At 36.9% G+C, this 24216-nt stretch carries 25 protein-coding genes; 6 read left to right on the top strand and 19 right to left on the bottom strand.

The window, feature by feature from the left end:
* Window positions 1-200: 200 nt before the first annotated feature.
* Window positions 201-515, bottom strand: coding sequence for a winged helix-turn-helix transcriptional regulator (locus MKL38_RS04905; protein WP_270902692.1), 315 nt, complete (start codon window positions 513-515; stop codon window positions 201-203).
* Between the two features lie 110 nt (window positions 516-625).
* Between MKL38_RS04905 and MKL38_RS04900 the strand changes: the two genes are divergently transcribed.
* Window positions 626-1042 carry a carboxymuconolactone decarboxylase family protein gene (locus MKL38_RS04900; protein ID WP_270902722.1) on the top strand — a complete coding sequence of 139 codons (417 nt, stop codon included), beginning with the start codon at window positions 626-628 and terminating at the stop codon, window positions 1040-1042.
* Window positions 1043-1128: 86 nt separating this feature from the next.
* On the opposite strand, the gene MKL38_RS04895 is transcribed toward MKL38_RS04900, so the two are convergent.
* The 6 genes from MKL38_RS04895 to MKL38_RS04870 form a co-directional block, all read right to left on the bottom strand.
* A complete protein-coding gene (locus MKL38_RS04895; protein ID WP_270902691.1) occupies window positions 1129-1704 on the bottom strand; it encodes a lysozyme in 576 nt (191 codons plus the stop codon).
* 11 nt (window positions 1705-1715) lie between these two features.
* Window positions 1716-2228, bottom strand: a complete 513-nt coding sequence (locus MKL38_RS04890; protein ID WP_270902690.1) for a hotdog fold domain-containing protein — start codon at window positions 2226-2228, stop codon at window positions 1716-1718.
* 186 nt (window positions 2229-2414) lie between these two features.
* On the bottom strand, window positions 2415-2615 hold the full coding sequence (locus MKL38_RS04885; protein WP_198079938.1) for a hypothetical protein: 201 nt from the start codon (window positions 2613-2615) through the stop codon (window positions 2415-2417).
* A gap of 143 nt (window positions 2616-2758) precedes the next feature.
* A complete protein-coding gene (locus tag MKL38_RS04880; RefSeq protein ID WP_270902689.1) occupies window positions 2759-3028 on the bottom strand; it encodes a hypothetical protein in 270 nt (89 codons plus the stop codon).
* 292 nt (window positions 3029-3320) lie between these two features.
* Window positions 3321-3695: a TonB C-terminal domain-containing protein gene (locus MKL38_RS04875; protein WP_231763051.1), complete on the bottom strand. Its 375-nt coding sequence runs from the start codon at window positions 3693-3695 to the stop codon at window positions 3321-3323.
* Window positions 3696-3844: 149 nt separating this feature from the next.
* Entirely contained in the window at window positions 3845-4069 is a 225-nt protein-coding gene (locus MKL38_RS04870) for a hypothetical protein (RefSeq protein WP_017392143.1), read from the bottom strand.
* 311 nt (window positions 4070-4380) lie between these two features.
* Between MKL38_RS04870 and MKL38_RS04865 the strand changes: the two genes are divergently transcribed.
* Both MKL38_RS04865 and MKL38_RS04860 read left to right on the top strand, forming a co-directional pair.
* Window positions 4381-4902, top strand: a complete 522-nt coding sequence (locus MKL38_RS04865) for a hypothetical protein (RefSeq protein WP_270902721.1) — start codon at window positions 4381-4383, stop codon at window positions 4900-4902.
* Window positions 4903-5054: 152 nt separating this feature from the next.
* Window positions 5055-7244, top strand: coding sequence for a TonB-dependent receptor family protein (locus MKL38_RS04860; RefSeq protein ID WP_270902688.1), 2190 nt, complete (start codon window positions 5055-5057; stop codon window positions 7242-7244).
* A 76-nt stretch (window positions 7245-7320) separates the two neighbouring features.
* On the opposite strand, the gene MKL38_RS04855 is transcribed toward MKL38_RS04860, so the two are convergent.
* The 11 genes from MKL38_RS04855 to pepN form a co-directional block, all read right to left on the bottom strand.
* Window positions 7321-7872, bottom strand: a complete 552-nt coding sequence (locus MKL38_RS04855; protein ID WP_270902687.1) for a TetR/AcrR family transcriptional regulator — start codon at window positions 7870-7872, stop codon at window positions 7321-7323.
* Between the two features lie 611 nt (window positions 7873-8483).
* Window positions 8484-9497, bottom strand: coding sequence for a hypothetical protein (locus MKL38_RS04850; RefSeq protein WP_270902686.1), 1014 nt, complete (start codon window positions 9495-9497; stop codon window positions 8484-8486).
* A 49-nt stretch (window positions 9498-9546) separates the two neighbouring features.
* Window positions 9547-10104, bottom strand: coding sequence for a chorismate mutase (locus MKL38_RS04845; protein WP_270902685.1), 558 nt, complete (start codon window positions 10102-10104; stop codon window positions 9547-9549).
* A 78-nt stretch (window positions 10105-10182) separates the two neighbouring features.
* Window positions 10183-10866 carry an SDR family NAD(P)-dependent oxidoreductase gene (locus tag MKL38_RS04840; protein ID WP_270902684.1) on the bottom strand — a complete coding sequence of 228 codons (684 nt, stop codon included), beginning with the start codon at window positions 10864-10866 and terminating at the stop codon, window positions 10183-10185.
* A 9-nt stretch (window positions 10867-10875) separates the two neighbouring features.
* Window positions 10876-11637, bottom strand: a complete 762-nt coding sequence (locus tag MKL38_RS04835) for an SDR family NAD(P)-dependent oxidoreductase (RefSeq protein ID WP_270902683.1) — start codon at window positions 11635-11637, stop codon at window positions 10876-10878.
* Window positions 11638-11644: 7 nt separating this feature from the next.
* Window positions 11645-12331: a glutathione S-transferase family protein gene (locus tag MKL38_RS04830; RefSeq protein WP_270902682.1), complete on the bottom strand. Its 687-nt coding sequence runs from the start codon at window positions 12329-12331 to the stop codon at window positions 11645-11647.
* 229 nt (window positions 12332-12560) lie between these two features.
* Window positions 12561-13580: a Csu type fimbrial protein gene (locus tag MKL38_RS04825; protein WP_080027356.1), complete on the bottom strand. Its 1020-nt coding sequence runs from the start codon at window positions 13578-13580 to the stop codon at window positions 12561-12563.
* Entirely contained in the window at window positions 13571-16030 is a 2460-nt protein-coding gene (locus tag MKL38_RS04820) for a fimbria/pilus outer membrane usher protein (RefSeq protein ID WP_270902681.1), read from the bottom strand. The genes MKL38_RS04825 and MKL38_RS04820 overlap by 10 nt, the downstream gene beginning before the upstream one ends.
* 9 nt (window positions 16031-16039) lie before the next feature.
* A complete protein-coding gene (locus MKL38_RS04815) occupies window positions 16040-16744 on the bottom strand; it encodes a fimbrial biogenesis chaperone (protein ID WP_151745366.1) in 705 nt (234 codons plus the stop codon).
* A 74-nt stretch (window positions 16745-16818) separates the two neighbouring features.
* Complete coding sequence (locus tag MKL38_RS04810) at window positions 16819-17349, bottom strand: Csu type fimbrial protein (protein WP_017392124.1); 531 nt, start codon at window positions 17347-17349, stop codon at window positions 16819-16821.
* A gap of 593 nt (window positions 17350-17942) precedes the next feature.
* Window positions 17943-20549, bottom strand: coding sequence for an aminopeptidase N (gene pepN / locus MKL38_RS04805; protein WP_270902680.1), 2607 nt, complete (start codon window positions 20547-20549; stop codon window positions 17943-17945).
* Window positions 20550-20867: 318 nt separating this feature from the next.
* Here pepN and MKL38_RS04800 point away from each other — a divergent pair, with 318 nt between their 5' ends.
* The 3 genes from MKL38_RS04800 (at window position 20868) to thiM (ending at window position 23297) form a co-directional block, all read left to right on the top strand.
* Window positions 20868-21125, top strand: coding sequence for a hypothetical protein (locus MKL38_RS04800; RefSeq protein WP_004643236.1), 258 nt, complete (start codon window positions 20868-20870; stop codon window positions 21123-21125).
* Window positions 21126-21276: 151 nt separating this feature from the next.
* Window positions 21277-22434 (top strand): hypothetical protein, encoded by a 1158-nt coding sequence (locus MKL38_RS04795; protein WP_270902679.1) that lies wholly within the window; start codon window positions 21277-21279, stop codon window positions 22432-22434.
* A 35-nt stretch (window positions 22435-22469) separates the two neighbouring features.
* Complete coding sequence (thiM, locus tag MKL38_RS04790) at window positions 22470-23297, top strand: hydroxyethylthiazole kinase (protein ID WP_270902678.1); 828 nt, start codon at window positions 22470-22472, stop codon at window positions 23295-23297.
* A gap of 32 nt (window positions 23298-23329) precedes the next feature.
* Here the strand turns inward: thiM and MKL38_RS04785 are convergent, their stop codons facing one another.
* On the bottom strand, window positions 23330-24181 hold the full coding sequence (locus MKL38_RS04785; protein WP_270902677.1) for an AraC family transcriptional regulator: 852 nt from the start codon (window positions 24179-24181) through the stop codon (window positions 23330-23332).
* Window positions 24182-24216 lie beyond the last annotated feature (35 nt).

The raw sequence follows: 24216 nt of genomic DNA, 5'->3' as shown, positions 1-24216 counted from the left end.
CCATTGGTTTGCCTTTATAGAGCAGGTCTGTTAGATTGGTCTTGTTCATCAACTCCTATTGTCGATGAATACTGAAGCCTGATTCGTAGCATCAGGCTTTTTTACGCCTAAAACTTGTATAAATGATCCAGTCAAAATGATGACAATACGATCTCGGCGTGAGCTGAAACAAAGTAAATAAAACTATAAAATAAACTGCACTATCTTACTTTTAGCCAAGAGCCAACTTCTTTTAGCATCTCAACTAAACCATTTAATTTCCTACCATCTTCAGTCAATGAGTACTCAACTTTAACAGGAACTTCCGCAAAAACTTCTCTGTTAATAAAACCTTCTTCTTCAAGAAAACGTAACTCTAAAGTTAACATTCTTTGAGAAATATTAGGAATTGCCCGTCTTAACTCATTAAAACGCATAGGTCTTTCGATGAGAAATGAAATAATTAACATTCTCCAACGACCACCCAATACTGTCATTGCCTCTTCTACAGAACAGCCAGAAATATTATCTTTCATTGTTTAATTAGGTATAAAAAATATACCTATATAACAAAATAGTGCCTAATTTACAATCGATACCTAGTGATGAATAATAGTTTTTTATTACGAAAAAACTGGTCTATATGATGGAATATAAAGAAGTTGCTAAAAAAACGATTAATCATTTGTACTCAGCACATGCATCTATACGAACCTCTGGCATTGATCCTCAAATAGTTGCTTTAGCTGAGTTGTATGTGTCACAAATCAACGGCTGTGCTTACTGCTGCGCTTTTCATGCTCAAGAATTAAGAGATATGGGAGTAAGCCAAGAAGTCATTGATAAAATTCCAGGCTATAAACACTCGAATGTCTTTTCAAAGAAGCAGCTTCTTGCTCTTGAACTTGCAGAGGCAGTCACTTTTCTATCTGAAAAAATTGAAACTGTAAAAGCTCATTTAGCCGAGCATTTTAATGAACGAGAGATTGTAGAGTTGACCACCAGCATTTCACTTATGGGAGCATTAAACAGACTCAGAATCACCTTAGGGGATAAGAGTTAATCGATTCAATTTCCATATGAAAAAGCCCTGAGCACTCGAGGCTTTTTCATGATTTTTTAACCAAGTTTAATAAAAAATTGAGACAACTACTTTGATGATAAAAACAATTTCTTTTCCATTGCACGGCGATTAACCAGCCCCTGCAAACGCTTACCGCCTGCATTTACCCATACATCAAACTGGTTTGCTGCTTCTGTGTAATCACCTGAATTTAACTTTTTGAGTAAGGTCGAATGTTTAAAGGCGCCTACCCCAATGTTATAAGCTAGAGAGACTAATGCATCGAATTGATTCTGTTTTAAAGGCACTTTTACAGAACTATTTACTGCACGCTCAAATATCTTTAAATCATGCTGCATATAAGCTTTAGCCTGCTCAAGAGTGCATCGGTCTCCTTCACTTACACGCTTACCATTAGGGTATCGCGTCGTGCCATATCCAATAGTCCAGACGCCAGTACCGTCATCATAAGCACTAAGTTTCAACCCTTCAAAATTACAGATTTGGTTTACACCTTCCACATTAAGAGACATCTCATCAACCGCGATACCAATCAATTCATCGCCATAATCAGTTGCCGTAGCAATGAGGTGATCCTCTGTTGCATCTTGCTGAGGCTTGGCAGTAAAAATTTTGCGGAGATAATCCAATATTTTTTGCATTTAATGCCCTGTTATTTACTTTTCTCTGTAACCCAAAGCGTAATATATCCTTGAACTACAGGCTGCCCATCCGCTCTATAAGCATTAACTTTTATTTGCATATCTCCCACCTTCCACTCCTCATCAATTGTTGCCACTAACTTAATATCAGAATCTGCCTTGGCGACATAATTTACACTCATGCCTTTAGGTAGCCATCTTAAATGTTGAGGCACAGATGCTTCAGCTAACACACCCATGACAAATTCCAGCCCATTACATATCGCAATAACGTGTACCGTTCCGATATGATTTTCGATTGATTTATTTTTTTTGATCGAGGCTTCACACACGTCTACCTCTAATTTTTGGATAATTGGATTTACAGTCTGAAAATATGGAGCAACTCGACTAACGACTTTTGACAATAGCGTTAATCCGCCCGGTACGGTCTTCAAAGTCCAAAAAGCGATCAAAACATCATTGACAGGTGGAACTGCTTTATTTTTGATTTTGTTGGTAATTGTAGAAATATAATTACTCATAGTTTTACTTCAATTCGAGAATAAATCATTCAATAAATATATATGTACACATCTCTACACTCATTGCTTAGGTATCAATTTTTTGAGTCATTAATGATAATGATTGAATAACCTCTAGCATATCGTACTGTTCAGATAAAAAAATCAAACCTATTAAAAATGCCCAATATTGAATTGGGCTTTGAGTTATTGTTCGATTTCGATGGGATCGCCATCTTCAGGGCGAACGTGTCGCTCACCATCATCTGCGGGATCTACGCTTGAGCCATCTTTTGTAATGCTGTTATATAACTCATCCTCTTTTTTATCATCGATAAATTCTTCATCGGCAAAATCGAGAGGCTCTTCATCATCGTCAAAATTTAAGGGCTTTTCTTCATCTATCATGAGATTCATCCTTTACTTAACTTGTGTCACTCCATGCTTAAATAATTAACGGATACATTCAACACCAAACAATCATCATTTGTGTAACTGACACTTTAAGATACATTTATCCCGCTAAAAAGCGGTTAATAAGCTCTTACGAATTAGTTTTTATTATTTTCAAGATGGTTCAAAATACTACTAATTTTTAAAAGTAAGTAACCGAACAGTAGTCCATTAAATATAATGAAGAGACCCACTGTAATCATTTCTTTAGACCAGATTTGAATAATATCTAGATTATCATTTCTTGTTTCAACTTGCCCATATGACAAAATAAAGGCAATTCCTGCAACAATTCCAAATAAAATTACGCCCCATGCTACAACTGAAGTTGCCTTACTTTCTTTAAAAGATTTCTTTGCTTCATTCATACTTTTTCTTTGAACATATTTATGGATTTACATATTTTTTATAATAATTTAACAACCTTTTAAAGTTTTGTTTATGTTACGTTTTGATAGTAATGTAACTAATTTTTATATTTTGTTTACCAATAAATAAAATGTCTTATTTGTTCTCTAGAATAAAATATTGCCTTTTTTATTTTAAAGAAAATCTTTATAGCAATTAAAATAACTATTTTCGATATTTCATGAAACTAGAGAGCAAATTTAATATACCTTAACAGTTTTAAATTCGCCCCTATGATTAAGAAGAACTCATTTATTTCGCCTGAAATTTCATATTGAATTTTCTTGCTTGTTTTCTTACTTCTGGGTTGGAAGGCAAAGCAAATGGACTTGCACGCCAGATCGCTTTTTCAATACTTGTTTTAAATTTTTGTTCTTCTTTATCTAAAAAGATGATTTGCTCAATTTCCCCACTATCACTTAAAAATACTTTAACGCTTGCACTCATCCCTGTAGAAGACTCTGGAACATCCCATATTTTATAAATTTTCTTTTGATATTGTTTTTTATATTTATCAGCCTCAGAAGTGATTTTATTATCAGTCACTTGAACAGGAGTGGCTTGTTTATGACCAGTAGTACACCCAATCAATAAAAATAAGGAAGCAATAATAGTGAAGTTTTTCATTTTAAATACCTTTTTCAATAACTAAAATTTAACAGTTTAAAATTTAAAAAACCACCCGAAGGCGATATTAATCATTAATTATTCCTCGTCAGCAAAGGTGGTAAGTTCCCCTTATTCCACCTTTGTTTAAATTAATGCTTTATTTTTCTTTAAAAAGGAACTTCATAACGGATATTCATGTTTGAATTTTCTGGAATATTATAGATATCTTGATCGGTAAAAATTCCGTGTTCAGGTGTTTTAAAACTATTAAAGGCTTTATTTTCTGGAACAATTGGAGATTTATTTAAGTAATTTTCTTGAGAATTATACGTAGATGAAGCACAGCCAATCAGCCCAAAACCCAATAAAGATATAACTAAAAACGTCTTCATAAATTTCGCCCACTGTTATAAAAACCACGCAATTTAACAAATTGAATCACCATTGTCACACCAACACTGTTTAGTTTAACTTAATAACAAATTTATAAAGAAGTATTTAAAAAACTAGAATCTGTTACGGGGCAAATTTTAAAATTAGATAATGGACAAACACTCTAAAGTTAAGAATTTTAGATTTTATTTTATATAAAATTCTTTGTGTGAAGCTTTCAATAGAACTTCACACATATCTGTCGATTCACCCTATTATTGACCAGATGATCAAATCCACTCAAAATTTAATCTTCAAAAAACTAACTTTAATGTTACAATACAGTGATTTACTCAATTTCAATTGGACTTCAAAAGAAATGAATAGATTGTTATTAACTTTTTTATTTTTAAATATTAGTCTTTTTTCTCCCGTAGCTTTTTCTGAAACAAACACGTTTCAAATGAAACAAGAATATACCACCCCTAACTTTAATCAGCATAAGAGCATGCTTGCGGTAAACGCGAGTTCTCAAGACCATAAATTTAATGGGCAACCAAAAGACTTTTCTAATGCTGCCGCTCATCATCAAAATGTAGATTTTTTTGAAATTGCGAAACAGTATCAAGAAAATGAAGCTAAGCCATCCTACTCTACTGATGAAACAGTCAATATGAGTGATCATGAGCGTAGTCTTTACTACATTAGAAATCATGATAATGTGAATATTCAAAGAGAAATTCATGGTCAGCAGTTTAAATCGCTCAAACAACAGCGAGATAAAGGCGTCATTTCCAACGATGTATATAAAGAAAAGGTCTACAAAATCTTAAGCCAACCTTCTTTTAAATAGATTTGAAGCCCTCTTCGGAGGGCTGTTCTGTGAAAATAATTAGAGAAAAGCTGTGTTTAATTTTTCTAAAAAAATTAAACAACATTTATAAAATTTTGTTACTTTTTCACTATAATGATTATAATTATCGTTTAGGATTTCGATACATAAACATGGAACGCTCATCTACTCTTTCACTTCCAAATTTTAAGTTCAAAGTTTCTACACTCAGCTATGCAATCGGAATTGCTTGTACTTATCTCGCACTTCCTGCACATGCCGAAGATACAGCTACTAGTGCTTTACCGACTATTACCATTAAGGCACAAGGTAACTGGCTAGAAGAAGCAAATGCTGAAACTGTTCACAAACATGCTGGTGCCCGAACTATTATTGACCGCAAGCGTCTAGATGAAACAGCTGCAACTTCAATTCGGGAAGCTCTAAAGCAAATTCCTGGAGTTCAAGCACAAGATAGTAGTGGAACGGGTGGTAGTGATGTTTCACTCAATATTGGTGTCCGTGGTCTAGCATCTCGCCTATCACCTCGTTCAACAGTTTTAGTAGATGGTGTTCCTCTTTCATTTGCACCGTATGGTCAGCCACAATTATCTTTAGCGCCTGTTTCAATTGGTAATATTGAATCTGTTGACGTAGTACGTGGTGCTGGGTCAGTTCGTTTTGGGCCTCAAAATGTAGGCGGAATTATTAACTTTGCTACTCGATCAATTCCTCAAGATTTTAGCGGAACTGTTAGCCTAACTTCAGAATATGCTTCTGGTACTGACCAAGTAAAACTGAGCCCTAATTTATTTGTGGGGGGAACTTTAGACAATGGATTAGGCCTTGCCCTCTTATATTCAGGGACTAAAGGAAACGGTTATCGAGAAGCAAATAACAAGATTGATATCGATGATGTAATGCTAAAGTCTGCTTATCAATTTAATGATAAAGACTCAGTTGCTTTAAATTTGCATCATTATGAAGGTCGAGGCGAAATGCCAGAGGGTTTAACTCAGGCGCAATATGCTGAAAACCCTTATCAATCTTCTGGTGAAAAAAACTATTTTGCAGGACGACGTACAGATGTCTCTTTACGTTATAACCATAAAGATGAAAAAAATAACTTCGAAGTTTTGAGTTACTACATCGACTCTTTCCGTACCAGTAATCTTGAAACTACTTTAGCAAGTGGTGACAAGCGCCTCGACTCTGCTCCACGTGATTATAAAGTCTATGCAATTGAACCGCGTTACTCACGTATTTATGAGCTTGGTAATACTCAAAATGAAGTAACGGTTGGTTATCGCTATTTAAAAGAAGAAAGTTCTGAATTTGCGGGACGTACTGCGTCTTATGCAGCAGGTTCATCAGTGCCAGATTTTGCTCCGCGTAGTAGCAGCGAAGGCGGTACTAAAGCACATGCGGTATATATCGACAACCGTATGGAACTCGGCCGTTGGACCATCACACCGGGTGTCCGTTTCGAATCAATTGAAACCCATAATAACTTCACAGGTTATAACAAAGGACAAGCTAATACTGTTTATCCAAAAATTGATTCAGACGAATTTTTACCAAGTTTGTCTGTGATGTACTCAGCAAATGAAAACTGGAATATATTTGCAAACGCAGGCGTATCTTTCGGTCCACAGCAATACAGTCAATTAGCTCGTCTTGAAGGAACAACCGCAACGGCTACAACCGAAGGCTTACATCCTGAAAAGTCGAACAACTATGAAATTGGAACCAAATATTTGGGCAATGGTTTAAATGCCGAATTTACCGTGTTCTATTTAGACTTTGATAAAGAGCTTTCATTGGTTCGCGATGCTGGTAATAACGGGATTTGGACAGACTTAGGGGCAACCAGTCACAAAGGTGTCGAAACAGGTATTAGCTACGATTTCGGTCAATTATCCGATGCACTGGAGGGCTTAAAAGTATATGGCAACTATACTTTCACCAAAGCAGTCGCTGAAGCAGGTCAATTTAAAGATAAAGACCTACCGTTTTACTCACGTCATGTCGGTAATGTTGGGTTAGGTTACACAGTAGATAAATGGTCTTTAAATGCGGATATGTTTGCTCAATCTAAGCAGCATTCACCAGATCTTCCTGATAGTAATGTCTATCAAACAGAAGAAACTGCTGATGGTAAATATGGAGATATTCCGGGTTATACCACTTTTGCGATCCGTACCTCTTATGACTTAAGTTCACAAGTTAAAGGTTTAAAAATCGCTGGCGGAATAAAGAATGTCTTTGATAAGCAATATTTTACCCGCTCAACTGACTCTACAGGTGGTAAATATGTAGGGCAACCACGTACTTTCTATCTACAAACATCTTTTGACTTTTAAAGCTAAATCAAATTGAACAAAAAGCCCTCTTCGGAGGGCTTTTCTAAAGGCATTAAAAACTAGAGTATTAATCAACCTAAACAAGCATCGACATAAAATATTCTAATAACTTATCTCTTTCATCGATCTTATTTGCACTTAAAAGTTGAACCATTGCTCCATCAATCACAAATAAAAACATGTAAGCATCTTCAAGTGTGGCTGTAACTTTTACGGTTAAAAGTAGCTTATAAATTTCGTTAATGAACCAATTTCGGTAGTCAATGACGAGTTTATAGGCTGCTGGATAAAGCTTTTCAATTTCAAAAATGGCTTTAAATGGCAAACGATAAAAGCCGTTTAAGTTTGCATGTAAGAAGTAGATTTTCTTTAACTTATCGAAAACCATAAGTTCTTGGTACGAATGAATAATAGAAAACACCTCATGTTTTAATGCGTCCTTTTGAAAAGTCAGAGACATCTCAACCAGTTTTTCTTTAGAGTGAAAGTAATTATAAAAGGTGGCTTTTGGAATTTTGGCTTCACTAATAATTCGGTCGATACCGACGTGAAACCCATGTTGATTAAATAAATCTTTTGCTGCGTGGAGCACTTGTAGTGCTCTAAATGAAGATTCTAAATTTGGCATAGATATACCGTTTAAAATAATTTTTTGTTGTATATAAAAGAGATAGAAATGCCGTCGCTCTTAAAATGAGCGCTAAAAACAGGCATGTGAAAACGACACAAAAGTGGTGTGTTCGCCTATCTCAGGTTTTATTGTTGCTATGATTTTTTAGTCGTAATGATCTAAAGGTGTAGAAAACCTAGAGTCGATTAAACCGTTTTAAAAACTGTTTAAATGGTATGAGTAGAGAGAATTTGGCAAAGGCCAAGAAATAAGAAGAATTAGTACGCATAGCGGACTCCTAGATGAAATAGAAGTTCTGCCAAATCACTGCTAAATGATTATGGTGGCAGAACGAAGAAGGGTTAGCAGACCAGTCATCTAGGAACCGGCACGCCCGAGGGCGTCCCTCCTCCGTCCTACCGCTACGAAGGGAGACGAACGAGTTCGACACCAAAAAATTGCTCTTTTGATGATCTAGATGAAAACGGTCTGCTAAAACCGACTGGCAATGTGGCCAGCAGGCAAAGGATAATCGTAGAGGTTTTGAGTGTCAATGTTCAAAAAGAAAGAATCAAAACATTAGATATAAAAAAAGCTCTTTAAATAACAAGAGCTTTAAATATTGAAACTTACTTAGTCTCTTTTACATGAAATGACTGTATAAGCCGAGTTAAATTATTTTCTATATTCTGCCAATCAGCTAAATGCATATCACTGTAATGTGCGGTAATACTCATCGGCAGTCCCTTCACATTAAAAGTATGACTACAATAGTATTGCTGATTTGGTTTAGCATAGTCCTCTAGAATAGCCTGTTCAGGATCTGGTTTACTTAATAAATAAGTTCGAGCAAAAGTACTACAACTAATATAAGAGACTATATTTCCATCAGCGTCTTTTTTAAAGTAAATCTTATAATGATTATAATCCTCTGTTACATCATCAGGATATTTCTTTCGCCAATCCTTATAAACAAGAACTTTATAGAACCCGCCTGGTAAATTAGGATCTAGTGATACCACTTCTGTTAAGCCTAATTCTAGAGCTGGTTTAGTTTGTATATATTTAATTAATTTTGGCGTTTCAAAATACTCTTTCGGATGAAACACTGAACTTAAATTTATACCCATTTTAATTTCTGCGGCACTAGCATTTATGTTCTTATATATCCAGCTATTTAGGGAAAACCAAATTACATACTTATGAAACTCTTGCCAGTCCTTAGGTATTTCATACTCAGCTCTTATTGATCCAGGATTAAAAATATGTAAATTCTCTAATGTTTTACCTTTGTAATCAGGTAAAAGAACTTGAAAAAGTTCAGTACATTGGAATTTATCACATAAGGCTTTGCCGCTCTCATACCTTTGCTTTTCTCTGAATTCCAGATCTTTCTTTCGTGAAGATTCAGAAATAGCAGTTGCATCCATAAGATAGTTTGCTGGAATATCTAATATGACTCCATTAGAGTCAAATTCAGATGGCCAAATCTCTGTATACAATGGTGGATGTAAATAATATTCTCTAAATAAAATCTTTTCTTTGTAATTGTGATATTTGCCATAACTAAAGATTGCAACTAACAAAAGTATCAGTAAATACCTCTTCTTAAGAAGAAAAGATATTGAGGAAGCTTTTTTCATAAAACCTCTCCTGATAACAAATTCAATGCTTTAATTATCTTAAATAAATTCAGTCTTTTAACTTAATTTTATTTAGTGTCATACATAAGGCTTTTTTGTCGGCCTCTTTAAGTTGAGGATGCTGAACAGACCACATGTAGCCACAGCTATGAGGTGCTTTGTTATTATTTTTCTTAAATTCATAGGCAATATTTTTTAGAAGCTCCGTGTTTAGTGTACTAATTTTTAAACGTACTTCTGCTAAATCTTGGGGCTTCCAATTGGTTTCCGGACTCGATAACCAGTCTGCTCGATATCGGTACTGAATTGCCTTAGCAACATTCATTTGAGTCACAATAAATGGCTTCACTGTTTCGCTATTTAAACCAAAAGATTCAGCTTCGGAAACAGATTGATCGAGAACTTTCTTTTCTTGAGTTAAATCTTCAATCGGCAAGTGCTGCTCTGCTTTATAACCCGCTACATCCTTCATATAAGATAAGCGCTCGTTAATTAAACGGGCAGTCTGATCATATTGATATGCTTGTGTTAATGAAGAAAAGCACATGAAAACTGCCAATGTACAAACCGTTTTAACAGCTTGCTGAACACGCTTAATTTTTGCCATGCAAATACCTATCGAAATTATTGTTTTGTCATCACTCCAGATCAGTACTGTATTTTAACAACATGCAAAAGTAAAATTTCAAGATAGGCTAAGTTCTTGGCTCCATGCCGAATCAGGTTGTTGATAGATGTGTTGACATACTTGCTTAAGAGATGAGGTAAAGTGCTGGTTTTGTCCATCCCATTTCTCAACCATACAATAGGTGATATGAATGCCTTTAGGTTGAAACTCTCTTGCCAATGACTGCGCTAAAGCGCGAACGCCCGCAAACATGCTTTGGCTTAATACATCATAATGAGTCGAGTTGCTAAATGGCGCTCCAAGAAAAATAACTGTGCCCCGTTGCTGTTTTAGCATAGGCTTAATCACAGCTTGCGCTACACACACTGCACTTAAACCTGTGGTCTGCCAATGGTGTTCAATCTCTTCTAAAGATAAAGCCTCAATATTTGGCGAAGATGAAAAGTTGGGCTGAAACACACACAGTTCAATTGTATGTCTGTGACTGGAAATATAACTCAACAAGCTTTTTAAATGATCAGCATTTACCAAGTTCAAATGAACTGCCGTCACGCCATCATTTATAGAATGGGCTTGCATATTCTGCACGGCTGAATCATGCACAACTTGATAAAGATGTAATGGAAATTGGGCATTTCTATCTAGAATTACAAAATCACGCTCGATCAAGTGTAAGTCGTGACCAGCAACGACAACACAGCCCTGCTTTTTTTGAAATCTCTGACATATTTTTTTTAGCATTTTAGTCTCTCAAAATTTTTCTTGATAAGGGCGTAAATCCAACTCATGTGTCCAAAGCTCAGGCATTTGTTGGTAAAGCATCCAATAGTTTTCTGCAATTGCATCAATATTGAGCCCACCCGTTCCACGCGTAAGACGGGCTAAACGCCCTAGGCCAAATAATGCTTTATTCACTCTATCGCCATCGACCATTCCATCAATAATCACATGAGCAATATGTATGCCTTGTGATTTATAGATTTGAGCTAGATTGAGTGCATAAGCTCGCAAGGCAGATTTCCCCATTGTAAAAGCTGCAAAAAAAGGTTTTCCGCGTAAAGAAGCACTCGCCCCAGTAAAAATAAGCGTACCGTAGTTTTGATCTTTAAAGATTTTTAGACAGCTTTGAGAAACTAAATACGCCGATAGAAAAGTGGATTGCCACATTTGAGTAAAAAACGATAGCGGGCTGCGTAAAAAAATTGAGGGAATATTCCCTCCTACATTGTGAATTACAGCAGTAATGCGCTCATTTTGACTAGTAATTGTGTCAAACAAGGCTTGTACTTGCTTCACATCTTCTGCATCTAAACGAAATGCAACAGCGTCACCGCCTTTCGAATGGATTTCGGCAGCCACTGCTTCAATTTTTTGGAAAGTACGCCCAGCGACATAAACTTTTAAGCCTTCTTTTGCAAAACGATGGCTCACTGCTGCACCAATACCTTGTGATGCCCCAACGCCAATAACAACTACACAATCTAATTTTTTATCTGGTGTTGCTAATGTCATAGTCATTTCACCCTGTTTGTTTTTTATACCATAATGCAATAGACGGACGATCCAAAATTTCTTTACGAAACTTTTTGCTTGTGCGAATCACTTCACCAAGTTGAGCAACAACAGCAATGTCTGCAATTGTTTGTGAGTCTCCAACCAACCACTCACTTTGTGATAAAACTTGTTCGATACGGCCTAAGTGTCTTCTGAACTCTTCCTCAACATGCTCAGCTTTCATTCGGCCAAGGCCCTGAAAGAAAAGCTGTGTTTTTAACTCGGCTAAAATAAATCCTTTTACCATTGGTCTTTCATACGCTGGGCGACCAATACTGCTAATACGAATTGCTTCATCTAGGGCTTCTGTATCATTTACGCGTAAATAGACTTCATAAAAATAGAGAGACTCATCTGCCCAGTCTTCCCATAACTCTGCAAGTGCCTTTTGATTTGGATCTTCTGGATAGAGCCGAGGCGTATCTGGATAAGTTTCATCCAGATAACGAGCAATTCGAGTACTATCTTGAATACGCTGACCATTATGGTCAATTACAGGCACCTTGCCCACTTTACTCAATAAAGGAACTTTAGCTCCCAAAATACCGTTATAGTTAACTATTTCAAATGAAATTCCTTTAAATTTCAAAATTCTTGAAACTTTCTGACAAAATGGCGAAATCTCCCATTGATGCAAAATAATATCCGACATTTATTCACCTTTATTTTAATTGCCTGTTTTGCTTGCTAGTTCTTTTTTAGAACTAACCAATAAATATACAGTATGTATTTTTAAGTCAAACTGTTTTTGATGACGGACAAGTTTCAAAAAACTAAAATCATTTGATTTATATCGTTTTATGCTCAGCCAATTTTAATGAATATAATTAAAATTACGCGGAACCATTTTTACTAAAATAGAACCGCGTATATTTGATAAATTAATAAGTCACTGTAACAACTACACTGTCAGAATAGTTTCCTGGTGTACTTGCGATGGAAGTACCTTGTGGAATTTTTCCATAGACAGGTGTACTTTGAGCGCTACCTGTTCCCGTACCAGACACTCCACCGGCTCCCCCAACATTGGTTACGCCACCTGTGGCATCCCACACCGTACTATAGTTAGAGTCTTTATATAACTGATAGGGAATATATTCATTATTACCATTGGTCATACGCCTAAATCCGCCAGGAATACGGTTATTGCCATCGCCTAAATAAATGCTATATGGCGTTCCATAATTACAGGTCGAATTTACAGCTCCTTGTGCTGTGTAATCACGACTAGTGGTACTAATATCATTAATATTGCTGAAATCTACAGTTGAGGTTGAGTTTAATTGACACATACTTGGTACCACAAAGTTTGCTGTTAGTAATGCATCACCTGAATCCCAGCCACCAATTAAATCACCGCATGATAAACCCAAAAGATCCATATCCCAATACAACCGAACCGAAGCCGTATATGTTCCTTTAGGATATGCAATGAGTGACCCCGTTCGAGCTGGAACTTTCACATTTACCGAGTAACTCACAATATTATTTGATGCCACTGTTGCTACTGGACCATACCACACATTGGAGGTTTGGTTGGTGGTAGAAGACCCAGCTCCACCTACAGTTGCAGTGACCGTATATGGTAAAGTCACACTATTATTCGCAGTGGTTGCTCCTGTAAATACGGTTTTCATACACATGAAATTAGAAATTTGGGGAAGTCCTAAATTCGTGCAAGTAATTGTGCCTGAAAGGTTTACAGTTGCATCACTATTAATATTTGCTGCCGTGTAGGTAAAAGTACTATTAGTAGTTCCGCTTACTGTACAAGCAGCATGTGCTGGGCTAAAAAAAGCATAAACGAGATAAAATAAGCAAATGCCTATAAAGTATTTTAAAGCCAATGAAAATTTCTTATAGCTCTCTATTTGAGCCTTATTCATAATATTTAATGACATACATAAGGTCCCAATTTTTTAGTTGAGTACTGATTACTGTTATATGTGAAGTCAACTTGGCATGAGCCATGATCCAGAAGATCGACTTCAAGCTTGTTTTGTTTTAATAGGTTTTGAATAAATACTTCACCGTCGTAGCCAACTACCCCATCTTGTTGCCCATTAATTCGAACGCTATAACCCGGCAATAACGCTGAGTTATTCGAATCAACAAGTTTGACTAATCCAGAAATGACCTGATGAGCGCCAAAATCAATAAGACCACCTTGGCGATAACCTACAACTGTTTTCTGATCTGTAGACTTCACGCTCCAATTCAAAGGCAGATACGATGGATCTAAATAAATATGGTTCTCTTTATATGGCATGAGACTAGGAATCAGAAATCTTCCAGAATTATCGGTTACGCCTAAATTTACCCCGCCATTTATAATCTGACTTTGCGGCCCAGCATTGGTTACAACAGCGTAACCATCTCCAATTTCATTGGCCGCAAAAATCCGCCCTGCTGCCGCAACCAGTGATCCTGTCGCTGAAAGTGCAACTTGGTCATTATCCCCAATTTGGTTATATCGACCTGTTAAGTAAGCCGCCCGAGCACGGTAAGATGCATAGATAGATGCATTGTTTTGATTCGCATCTTGATCACGCTCAACATAGCCTCCCCATCCAAATGAACCGATTTGTGGTTCTGATAAACCGAATATCTCTTGACGGTAACTCAGTCTGCCAGCATCACTAGATACACTTGTAATCGCATTCACTCGGGTAGACGGTGTGTAACGCAGCGCAAAGTAAATTCCATAATCCTTACGGTTTTCATAATCTTTATATGCTGAGGTATAAAAGCCCCAGTTTTTGTTCAGACTCCCACTTAGGTTTGTAGAGAGTAATTTATAAGAGTTGTCGCTATATTTGATCTGGTTATATCCCAGATAGGCGCTATACCCTTCGTAAAAGTTATAGCTCATCCCCGCCCTAAAAATCTCATCTGCCAGTGCGCTGTAGCTCAAATAATTTTTGGGTTCAGCATCGGTTTGATTATCTTTTAAATATCGAATTTGAGAGACACGGGCAAGGTCAAAATAGTTATCGAATACTTTACGGTAACTGGTATTAAACGAAATATTCTTACTAATCCGTCCTTCTAAACCAACCAAGGCAGAATAACCGTTTTCATCTTTATATTGACTCGCTGCAATGTCAGCATTAATTACCCCAAAACCAAACAGGTTCTTGGCAAAGCCTGCGCCCAGATTTGATAGGCCATCTGTAGAAGCTTCTGCACCACCGCTTAAGGTCAATGAGTTGCTGTAGCCGTATCGGATCGCACCCGAAGCAAAGGTGACATCGTCGTAATCGTTCGAATACAGCCCATAGTTATAGCGTGGAACCCCGACATCTACTGAAAATTCTTTAATGCCTTTTGCTAAAATTTTAGATGAAAAATAGTAAGCTTGTTTGGTAATGCTCTGCTGACCCGTTGCATCGGTGGTCACAAGCGTGACTTCATTTCCGGAAATAAACGGTAGCTGCTTAATATCAAATGGGCCTGAGGGAACAAGTCCTGAATAAATCTTTTGTTGGTTGACATATAAATCTAATGTCGAAGGCAGTGCAGCCGAACCAGAAAATTGTGGGAGTGCCGAAGTGACAATATCTCCTCGTTGGGTGTAAGCACTCGACCACTGAAAACCAGCTAGACGTACACTACTCCCCCAGTCAGAACTATTGGAAATAAAGTCCCCTAAGGTATATATCCTGATCTTTTCAGGATCTACGTACTGCCACTTACTTTCCAGACGTACCCACTTTTCATGGCTATAACTAGTTTCATTACTGCCGTTGTATAAAACCCCTGATGAAAAATTACCGATTGCGCTGTTAAAGATCCCTTCTGCAGAACCGGAGAAAACATTCTCGTCATTGGTCAGGGTGTGATACAGGCTATAGTTCAAAATGGCTGCGTTTAAAGGCTTCATTTTTAGTAAATGAGGACTGGTAATCTGCTGGCCATTTAAATCAACTGAATAATCCGTCAACATGCTGGACGGAACTTGTAAGTTTAGAGATTGCTCATTCTCGATATATTTAAACTGGATTCCTTTTAGCTCATTAATACACACCCATTGGCTATCAGCAACATGCTCATCCATTTTCACTCTTAAAGTTTTTAAGGTCCCAGAGCGAATATATAGCTTTCCATCCTTAGATTGCTTCACAGCAACCAAGTCTTCAGCAGCATTTGAATTAATAGAAACAACTAAAAAAAGCTGAGTAAAATTAAGATATTGTTCCTCTTCATTTATATTCCCCTGTGTATATTTATTATTGCTATCTATAGATTTAGGAACACTGGGAATTGGAGTGTTGGTATTATCTTGGAGTTGCTCAGCAAAAGAATACGCCGGAAGATATGCAACACATAAGACACCTATAATGTATTTCATATAAGCCTCTTAAAGTGTGGTTTTCTTACCATTAACTGTCAGAGAAACGCTGTATTTATGATTTGGCTGATACGTAAAATTATTAATAGAGTAGCTTCGTGCCTGCTCCGCAAGAATATAACCATTCACGGTATTTACTTTAATCGGATAGCTTTTATTTGCTGTGGTATCCACAAGCGTTAAGTCATTTAAAAGTGCATGCCGGTTTCCAATATTGCTAATATTTAAGGAAGGCACCTCCTGATTAGCATCAATTTTCCAATTCAATTGAGTAATCGCGTCTTTATTTACTACAAATACAGGCAATGACGAGCGTAAAAGCACGTTAACCCCTTGAGCTGCTTTACGGCTATCAATCGGTTTTGGTAGTTCATCAATAATAATGCGATACGTTTTTTCACCAGAAACGGGTGCTGGATTAATTCTAACTACACGCAAGTTATAAGAATCATTAGACTGTAATTTTAAAAATGGTGGACTAATTGCGATCTCATCTGTAGGTGTTAACTGATCCTGTCCATTTTTTTGAGTCCATTCAAATACGCGAATCTGCAAATCAGTACTTTCATTTGACTGATTAAATAAACTAATTGAAGACGCGTTTTGATTACTTAATATTTCTACATTCACAGGTGAAAGACGAATTGTAGCGGCGTTAATAATGCTAGAAAAAGATAAGAATAATCCCGTAATAATAAAGATATTTTTTTTCATGATTTACTCAAATATAACTTTTTTAATGTGTTAGCCCTTTCAAAAGGGCTAACAATATTTCTAATTTATAAAAATTAATAAGTTACTGTTATTGTTACTGTATCAAGATAGCTACCCGCACTCGGCAGCGTTGAGCCAGCTGGAATACGGCCATATACATTCACTGTTTGTACTGCACCACTACCAGTTCCACTATAGGCAGTCGTTGCAATGCCGATTGCTGTGGCATGCCCCGAATCTGAGTAGAGGTTATAAGGAATATATTCGTTGCTTGTTGCTCCACCAATCATACGACGTTGAGTCGTCTGCGCATTTTGCCCAGCATCGAAAGCCAAGGTCCACGGCACAGTGTTGTTACAAAGGACTTTGATTGAGGTACCACCTGTCGTTGTAGTGTCTGCATCGACGTTGCTAGCAAGAGAACTTAAAGTCCCAAAGTCTAAAACTGCATTCGCTGTTGTACCTGTAGCGGAAGTATTCAATACACAACTATTCGTTACTGTTGCCTTAACAGTTAATGTACCCGTTGCTGTAGCTGCATTTGCTGAATTGAGAGAAAATAATGCTACAGCTATTACTGATAAATGAAAAAAATTCTTTTTCATAGTCAAAACCTTTTAAATTAAATTATTAAAACTAATAGATATAAAAAATTTAGCACTTATTCTTACAATCATTTTTTATTTGACTGCTCCTTTTAAAGTTTATTTTTTTACCCTATTTTTTAACATCATACATAAAAACAATTAAAATGCATGACCTTATTATTATTTTAATTTCTAATTAACAAAATATAATTACTCAAACCAACTTCACAGATACAAAAATTAACATATCAAAAACTCAACCTATTGATTTAAATAATTTAAATAAAACCTTCACAAAGTTTATTAAGTAAAATTTAAATAAATATGTCAAAAATTTAGCTAATTTTATGAAACTAAATGCTAAATACAGATTTACTTACTTTATTTTTATATTATTGCTCTCTTAAATTTTGATTGTATATGATTACTTAACGATAAATTTCGAACAAACTATGAAACATTATAATTTAAATAAAAGTAAAATGATGAGCAATGGGGCTAAAGACGAATCACTATAAGGAAAGTTTTATTTTTTAAGCGTTAAATCACTATAGAGATATATAAAAATAAAGGCCTCTTACGAGACCTTTATTTTTTATATTTAAGTCTAATTAAACACTCAACATACTATTTAAAGTTTCAGAGACATTTTTCGATTTCACTTTAGGCTGCAATGCTTGCAAAGCCTGTTGCACTTGAGTCCGCTGAGGTTCTGCCAAAGTGTACCAACGTGACAATACCTGTAACAGTCGTGAACCTAAAATTGGGTTCTTCTCGTCTAGATATTGTGCAAGGTTAATAAAGTGAGCTACACCAAAGCCCCACGTGTTTTCAGGATTATTTGATAATCCTCCACTCACCGCACGAATACGATTTGGAGTTGTTAAATCATAATCTGGATGTTGAGTAAGGTATTCAATTGTTTCAGTTGTCGCATTCGGGTTTGCAGCCTGAATCATAAACCACTGATCTAAAGATAAAGCTTCATCTTTAAAACGATCATAGAAATCAGCAAGTACATCTTGAGCTTGAGGCGCATTTTGCCAAACCAGTACACGTAGCGCACCTAAACGTTCAGACATATTACCTGTGTTTTGGTATTGCACATGTGCGAGTTCAAATGCAGTTTGATCACCCTGACGAGCCATCATCATCAGCATAATGTTCTTTAACGCACGCACACCCATTGCCAAAGAAAATTCTTTTTGCAGATCAGGGTCAAGTGTAAGGTAAGTATCTTTCCAGAATGAACCCAACTCTTGTGCTAAACGATTGAGCAATGCTTCACGTTTTACATGAATATCAGCTGGTGCATAGTTTTGATCGATACGACTACCCAAATAACCTTCGCTTGGTACATCAAACAAACGCGATGCTAAAAGCGGGTCGCGACCGACTAACTCAGGCAAAGTACTTTGAATTGCCTGAATGTATGCATCAGCAGAATGGTCTTCTAACAAAATACGTTCAAGCAAAGTTTGCGTTGCTTGCCATTGGTTAAAGCCGTTTGTTTCGTGCTGAATTAAGAAAGCTAATTCTTCATCGGTATAATTAAACACAAGATTTACGGGTGCAGAGAAATTACGGAGTAGCGACACAACTGGTTGTTCAGTCACACCTGTAAACTCAATGGTTGCCTCATCTTGTTCAAACAAATACACGCCATCTTTAACATCGTTTACAAACAAGCTTTCACTATGCAATGTATATTGCTCACCTGTTTTAGCATTAAATAGTGCTAATGCCACAGGAATCGGAACAGCTTTTAAATTTGGATATTTAGGATGTGCTTTTAGGCTTTGTTTAAAGCTTAAACGGTAAGTTTGTGCTGCTGCATCATATTCTCCTTTTGCCTCAAGCTTTGGAGTTCCTGGTTGGTTATACCAAGTTAAAAAGGCAGATAAATCGACACCTGAACCCGCAGTTAATGCAGCAACCCAATCTTCTACAGTCACGGCTTGTCCATCATGACGGCGGAAATATTCATCCGTTCCTTGACGGTATTTTTCTTTACCTAACAAGGTCGACATCATGCGGTTAATTTCCGCACCTTTTTCATAAACAGTCGCCGTATAGAAGTTATTAATTTCCACAAAGTGATCTGGACGTGGTGGGTGCGACAATGGACCTGCATCTTCAGGGAATTGATGTGATTTCAGCACAGCTACGTCATCAATACGTTGAACCGCAGCAGATTGTAAATCTTCAGAAAAAGACTGATCACGGAATACGGTTAAACCTTCTTTTAAGCAAAGCTGGAACCAATCACGACAAGTAATACGGTTACCTGTCCAGTTATGGAAATATTCGTGAGCAATCACAGACTGTACACGCATAATCGCAGCATCAGTCGTATATTCTTCATCAGCAAGCACACACGAAGTATTAAAGATGTTTAAACCTTTATTTTCCATGGCACCCATGTTGAACTGGCTAACAGCAACAATCATATAGTTGTCTAGATCATAAGCACGGCCGTAGTGTTCTTCATCCCAACGCATAGAATGCTTTAATGCTTCCATCGCGATATGGCATTTTGGAATGTCTTTCTCGATTGCATAGATTTCTAAAGCAACATCACGCCCTTCCGAAGTCGTATAACGATCTTTAAGAACAGCTAAATCCCCAATGACACAAGCAAATAAATAGCTCGGTTTTTTAGTCGGGTCTTGCCAGATTGCAAAGTGGCGGTTTTCACCAACCTCACCTGTTTCAAGCAAATTACCATTGGCAAGTAATACTGGGTATTTTTTGTCTGCTTCTACACGTGTCGTAAAGACAGAAAGTACATCTGGACGGTCTGGATAGAATGTGATTTTACGGAAACCTTCAGGTTCGTTCTGCGTTACAAACAAGTCATCTGCTTTATATAAGCCTTCTAATTGAGTATTCGTTTCAGGATGAATAATGACTTGCGTTTGTAAAATGACTTCATCTGGTGCATTAGTGATCACCAGTTGTTCACTATCGAGTGAATATTGTGCAGGAGTGAGAATTTGTCCATTTAACTGAACAGACTGTAATTCTAGGTCACGGCCTAATAGCACCAGATCTCCAGCAGTTTGACGCTTCATCACTAATGTCGAATCAACAATTGTTTTATCATCATATACTTGGATATCAAGATTAATTGATTCAACCAAGAACGCAGGTTTTTGATAATCTTTTAAATAAACTGTCTGATCTGCCTGAACTGGAGGCTGCGCCGCAATATTCATCTTTATTCCTTATATACTCGTCTAAACGGTAGTATGAGTCGTCATGAAATATCATACGCCAAGTCATACATACTGTATTTGATTACCTTTATGAAATTAATGGGACTTCATTTATACATTTCAAATTAGAATCTTGTTTTATTAGCACAGATTAGACCAAATTTACGATAATCGTTGTTTATATAAGCAATCTATACAATAAAAATAAAACACCTTTAGCTTTTAACATTTTTTAGAGTCAGCTTACATTTTGGGCATGGTTCTTGCCTAATTAAATATACCAATATGGGTATCTAAATTAGAACAAGAGGTGTCAGCATGGAATTTAAAGCACATTTTCATCGACTAGAGAACATTAAAGCTATTCATGATCTATCAGCAGCAGGACTCGATCACCATGTGATTGCCGTGTTCTTATCTGCGGAAGGTATTTCCATTACCACTCAGGAGGTTACTTCTATTGTTAATACTTACGATGCGTTAGGGAAATTGAAATTACCAAGTAAAAAAGTACAGGCGCTTATTAAGGCCAAAAAGCTTGGCCAAAATGATGAGAGCTTGCCGTGCCCTGTTTAATTCAACTTTTTAGCCCACTATGAAAACCTAAAATCGAAACATAGATTTTAGGTTTTTCTATTTTAGCAACAAACGAAATTGGCAATCTCCGCCATCTACAGCGCGGCTGTGTATAATAGCCCCATCATTTTTATTTTATGTTCGGAGCAAAATGGCCTTACAAATTCTACAGAAACAGCTAGATGAAAGTAGCCATTGTCCTCTCTGCCAAGCCTCAATGTACTGGGTAGATGCCGAGCAATTTGAACAAGACATTCAATTCCATGAATGCAGTCATTGTCAGCACCGTCTATTTAAAGATCAAAGAATGACTTGCCACTGTGATACATGCACAAAACAACGGAAAAAGCTTCTACAACAAACACGTCTACAAGAACAACGCCAATTTAAGTCAAAAGAACAACCACAACGCAGTCTGGAACAGCTCAGCTTTTTACATAAACTTTTCTTGCTAAGTCTCCTAGACGACTATGCCCGTGAAGAAATCGCTCATGATGAATATATTCATTGGGACAAAATTAAATACCATCACATCACGCCTAACTGGATGTTTCAGAGCTATTTAATTAAACAGTTGCATAAAGACGGCATTTTGAATGCAAATGACCAAACTGATGACCCACAATGTTTTCACTTAAATATTCGTTTAGATGGCTACAGCGATCCAAGTTTATTTAGTGTGGCTCAACAGTTACGTAATTGGTTTTATGAAAATTTAAGCTTTGGTATTCCTTTTCGTAGTGCAGATGAAGTGAAAGACGTACTTTTTCAGGTGCTCTATCAAGAAATTATCCAGTTTATGCAATTCTACTGCCGAACTTGGGGTATCCAGATTGCTGGGAATTCAAATTTTCAAAGCTTTTGCTATCGTTTAATGGATTCACTCGCAATTGGACAGATTTATTATCTTGTACAAACTGCACTAGAATATCTGTATAAACAAAAAGCTTTACAGCCTCGCAATGATAAGTTTATTAATACCAATCTATTAAAGAAGACTTTAGAACAATATCGCGAAAGAGCCGTGACCGAAAAGTGGGAAACCTCTATGCTCCCCCGTCCTCACAATATTCCTTACAGTAAAATGAGTTATATTTTGCTTAATCGTTTCTTGGGTTACGACGAACAGATATTTGTGCAACCTGTATGGAAAGCATGGCGAAAAATTGAACCACGTTTAAACTTTTATTCTGTCAAACGTTGTATGTATTGTGGTTCAAATGATTTAACCGTTGACTATGATGCAGCAGATTATGTTTCTTTGATTTGCCAAAAATGTAAGCATCAAGACCACTATTTTACCCACTAAATTTATAATCACTTTGGCTTACTAGGGATAATAATATGACATCGACATCTAGTTTGATTGAACAGGTCATTGAAGCTTGGCACAACATGCAAGCCAAAACGCCTCTTGTACAATGTATTACCAATAGCGTTGCTGCAAACTATACTGCCAATGTATTACTCGCGTCTGGTGCCTCGCCTGCGATGATTGATAATCCTTACGAAGCAGAAAGCTTTACCAAAATCGCATCGGCCTTGAGCATTAATTTAGGTACACCCACCACTGAGCAAATGCAAGCCATGCAGATCTCAGCTAAAACAGCTCAGCTAAATGATATTCCATGGGTACTTGATCCGGTTGGCTATGGGCCAATTTTAGCTTGGCGTAGTCAAATGACAGATGAGCTTTTGCAATTTAAGCCAAGCGTTATTCGTGGTAATGCTTCAGAAATCAGTACGCTTGCAGGTAATCAGGTTCAATCTAAAGGTGTAGATAGCACCCTAAGTAGTGATGATGTCTATCGACAAGCTTACGCGCTATTAGTACATACAGACTGTATCGCAATTTCAGGCGAGTCTGATTACATTCTATCTAAAGAACTAGATGTCGTTATCCAAATTAATGGCGGTAGCCCCTTACAACCTAAAATTACAGCAACAGGATGTGCTTTGGGTGCGTTAATCGCTGCATATAGTGCGGTAACGTCTCCAACCATTGCAGCACTTTCAGCTCATATACATTTTGCAATTGCGGGTAAACTTGCATCTAATCAGGCACAAACCATGGGAAGTTTTAGTACCATTTTTATGGACTATATTCATATGTTAGATGCTAACCTGATTGAGCAATATGCGAATATCAAACTATTTGGTTTAAAGGCATAACTACAAGAAGTTATGCCTTTGTGGGTAACGGACTACTTTAAAAGTAAGTAGATGTCTGTGATAAGATCGCATTCTTTCACATCATGCACAAAGTTATGATAATGAAAGAAAACTGGATAATCTCCAGCTTCTTCAGGCTGCTCAGGTAACCAGTTTTTAAAAATGTAATACACACTTTCTTTAATCTGGTCATGGCTACCAAAATGTCTTACGGTCGCGTAACGTCCAGCAGGAATTTCCCCTGTTTGTACGCCATAAATATTTTCAGGTACAGCCGTTTCAATTGACCCTGCAATGTCAAACCTAAACGCGTCTGATGGTGTTTGTTCAGGGTCAGAAAAAGGAATGCCATACGTTCTTGATTTAGTCACAGGTGATAAACCCGTTTCTTTACGCCAAGCAATAAAACGTGCAGCAGTTTCAAAAACTTTATCTGGACTTCCCAGATGCGACAGATACGCAATCTTCTGGGCAGGACGCTCAACAATATTTACATTCATTTTTAGCTCACTTTTCGGAAGTGTAAAAACAAACTTCTGGTGCCAAGATTCCCAGTCCGGTTTATCTCTAAAAGCCCGAGGAGTTTGATCAAATGAACGCTTAAATGCACGAGTAAATGCCTCTGGACTATCAAACCCTGCTTGTAATGCAATCTCAATAATTTTGAGATCGGGTTCAAAAGCCAATTGAAAAGAGGCCCGCTTTAAACGAGAAAGTTGAATAAACCTCATCACATTTAAACCAATATGAACGGCAAAAATACGATGAAAATGAAATTTGGATAAGGCTGCAATCTGGCTCAATCGCTCAACATCTAAATCTTCATCTAAATGTCTTTGAATATAATCGCAAACCAGTTGCAGCTTTTGTGTATATACAGCCATACATTTATGTCTGTTCATTCGATAGCACTACTTTT

Source organism: Acinetobacter sp. AOR14_HL, assembly GCF_027855175.1.
Classification (GTDB): Bacteria; Pseudomonadota; Gammaproteobacteria; order Pseudomonadales; family Moraxellaceae; genus Acinetobacter; species Acinetobacter calcoaceticus.
Note: the sequence above shows the minus strand (reverse complement) of the source record. Positions and strands in the feature narration are given on the sequence as shown.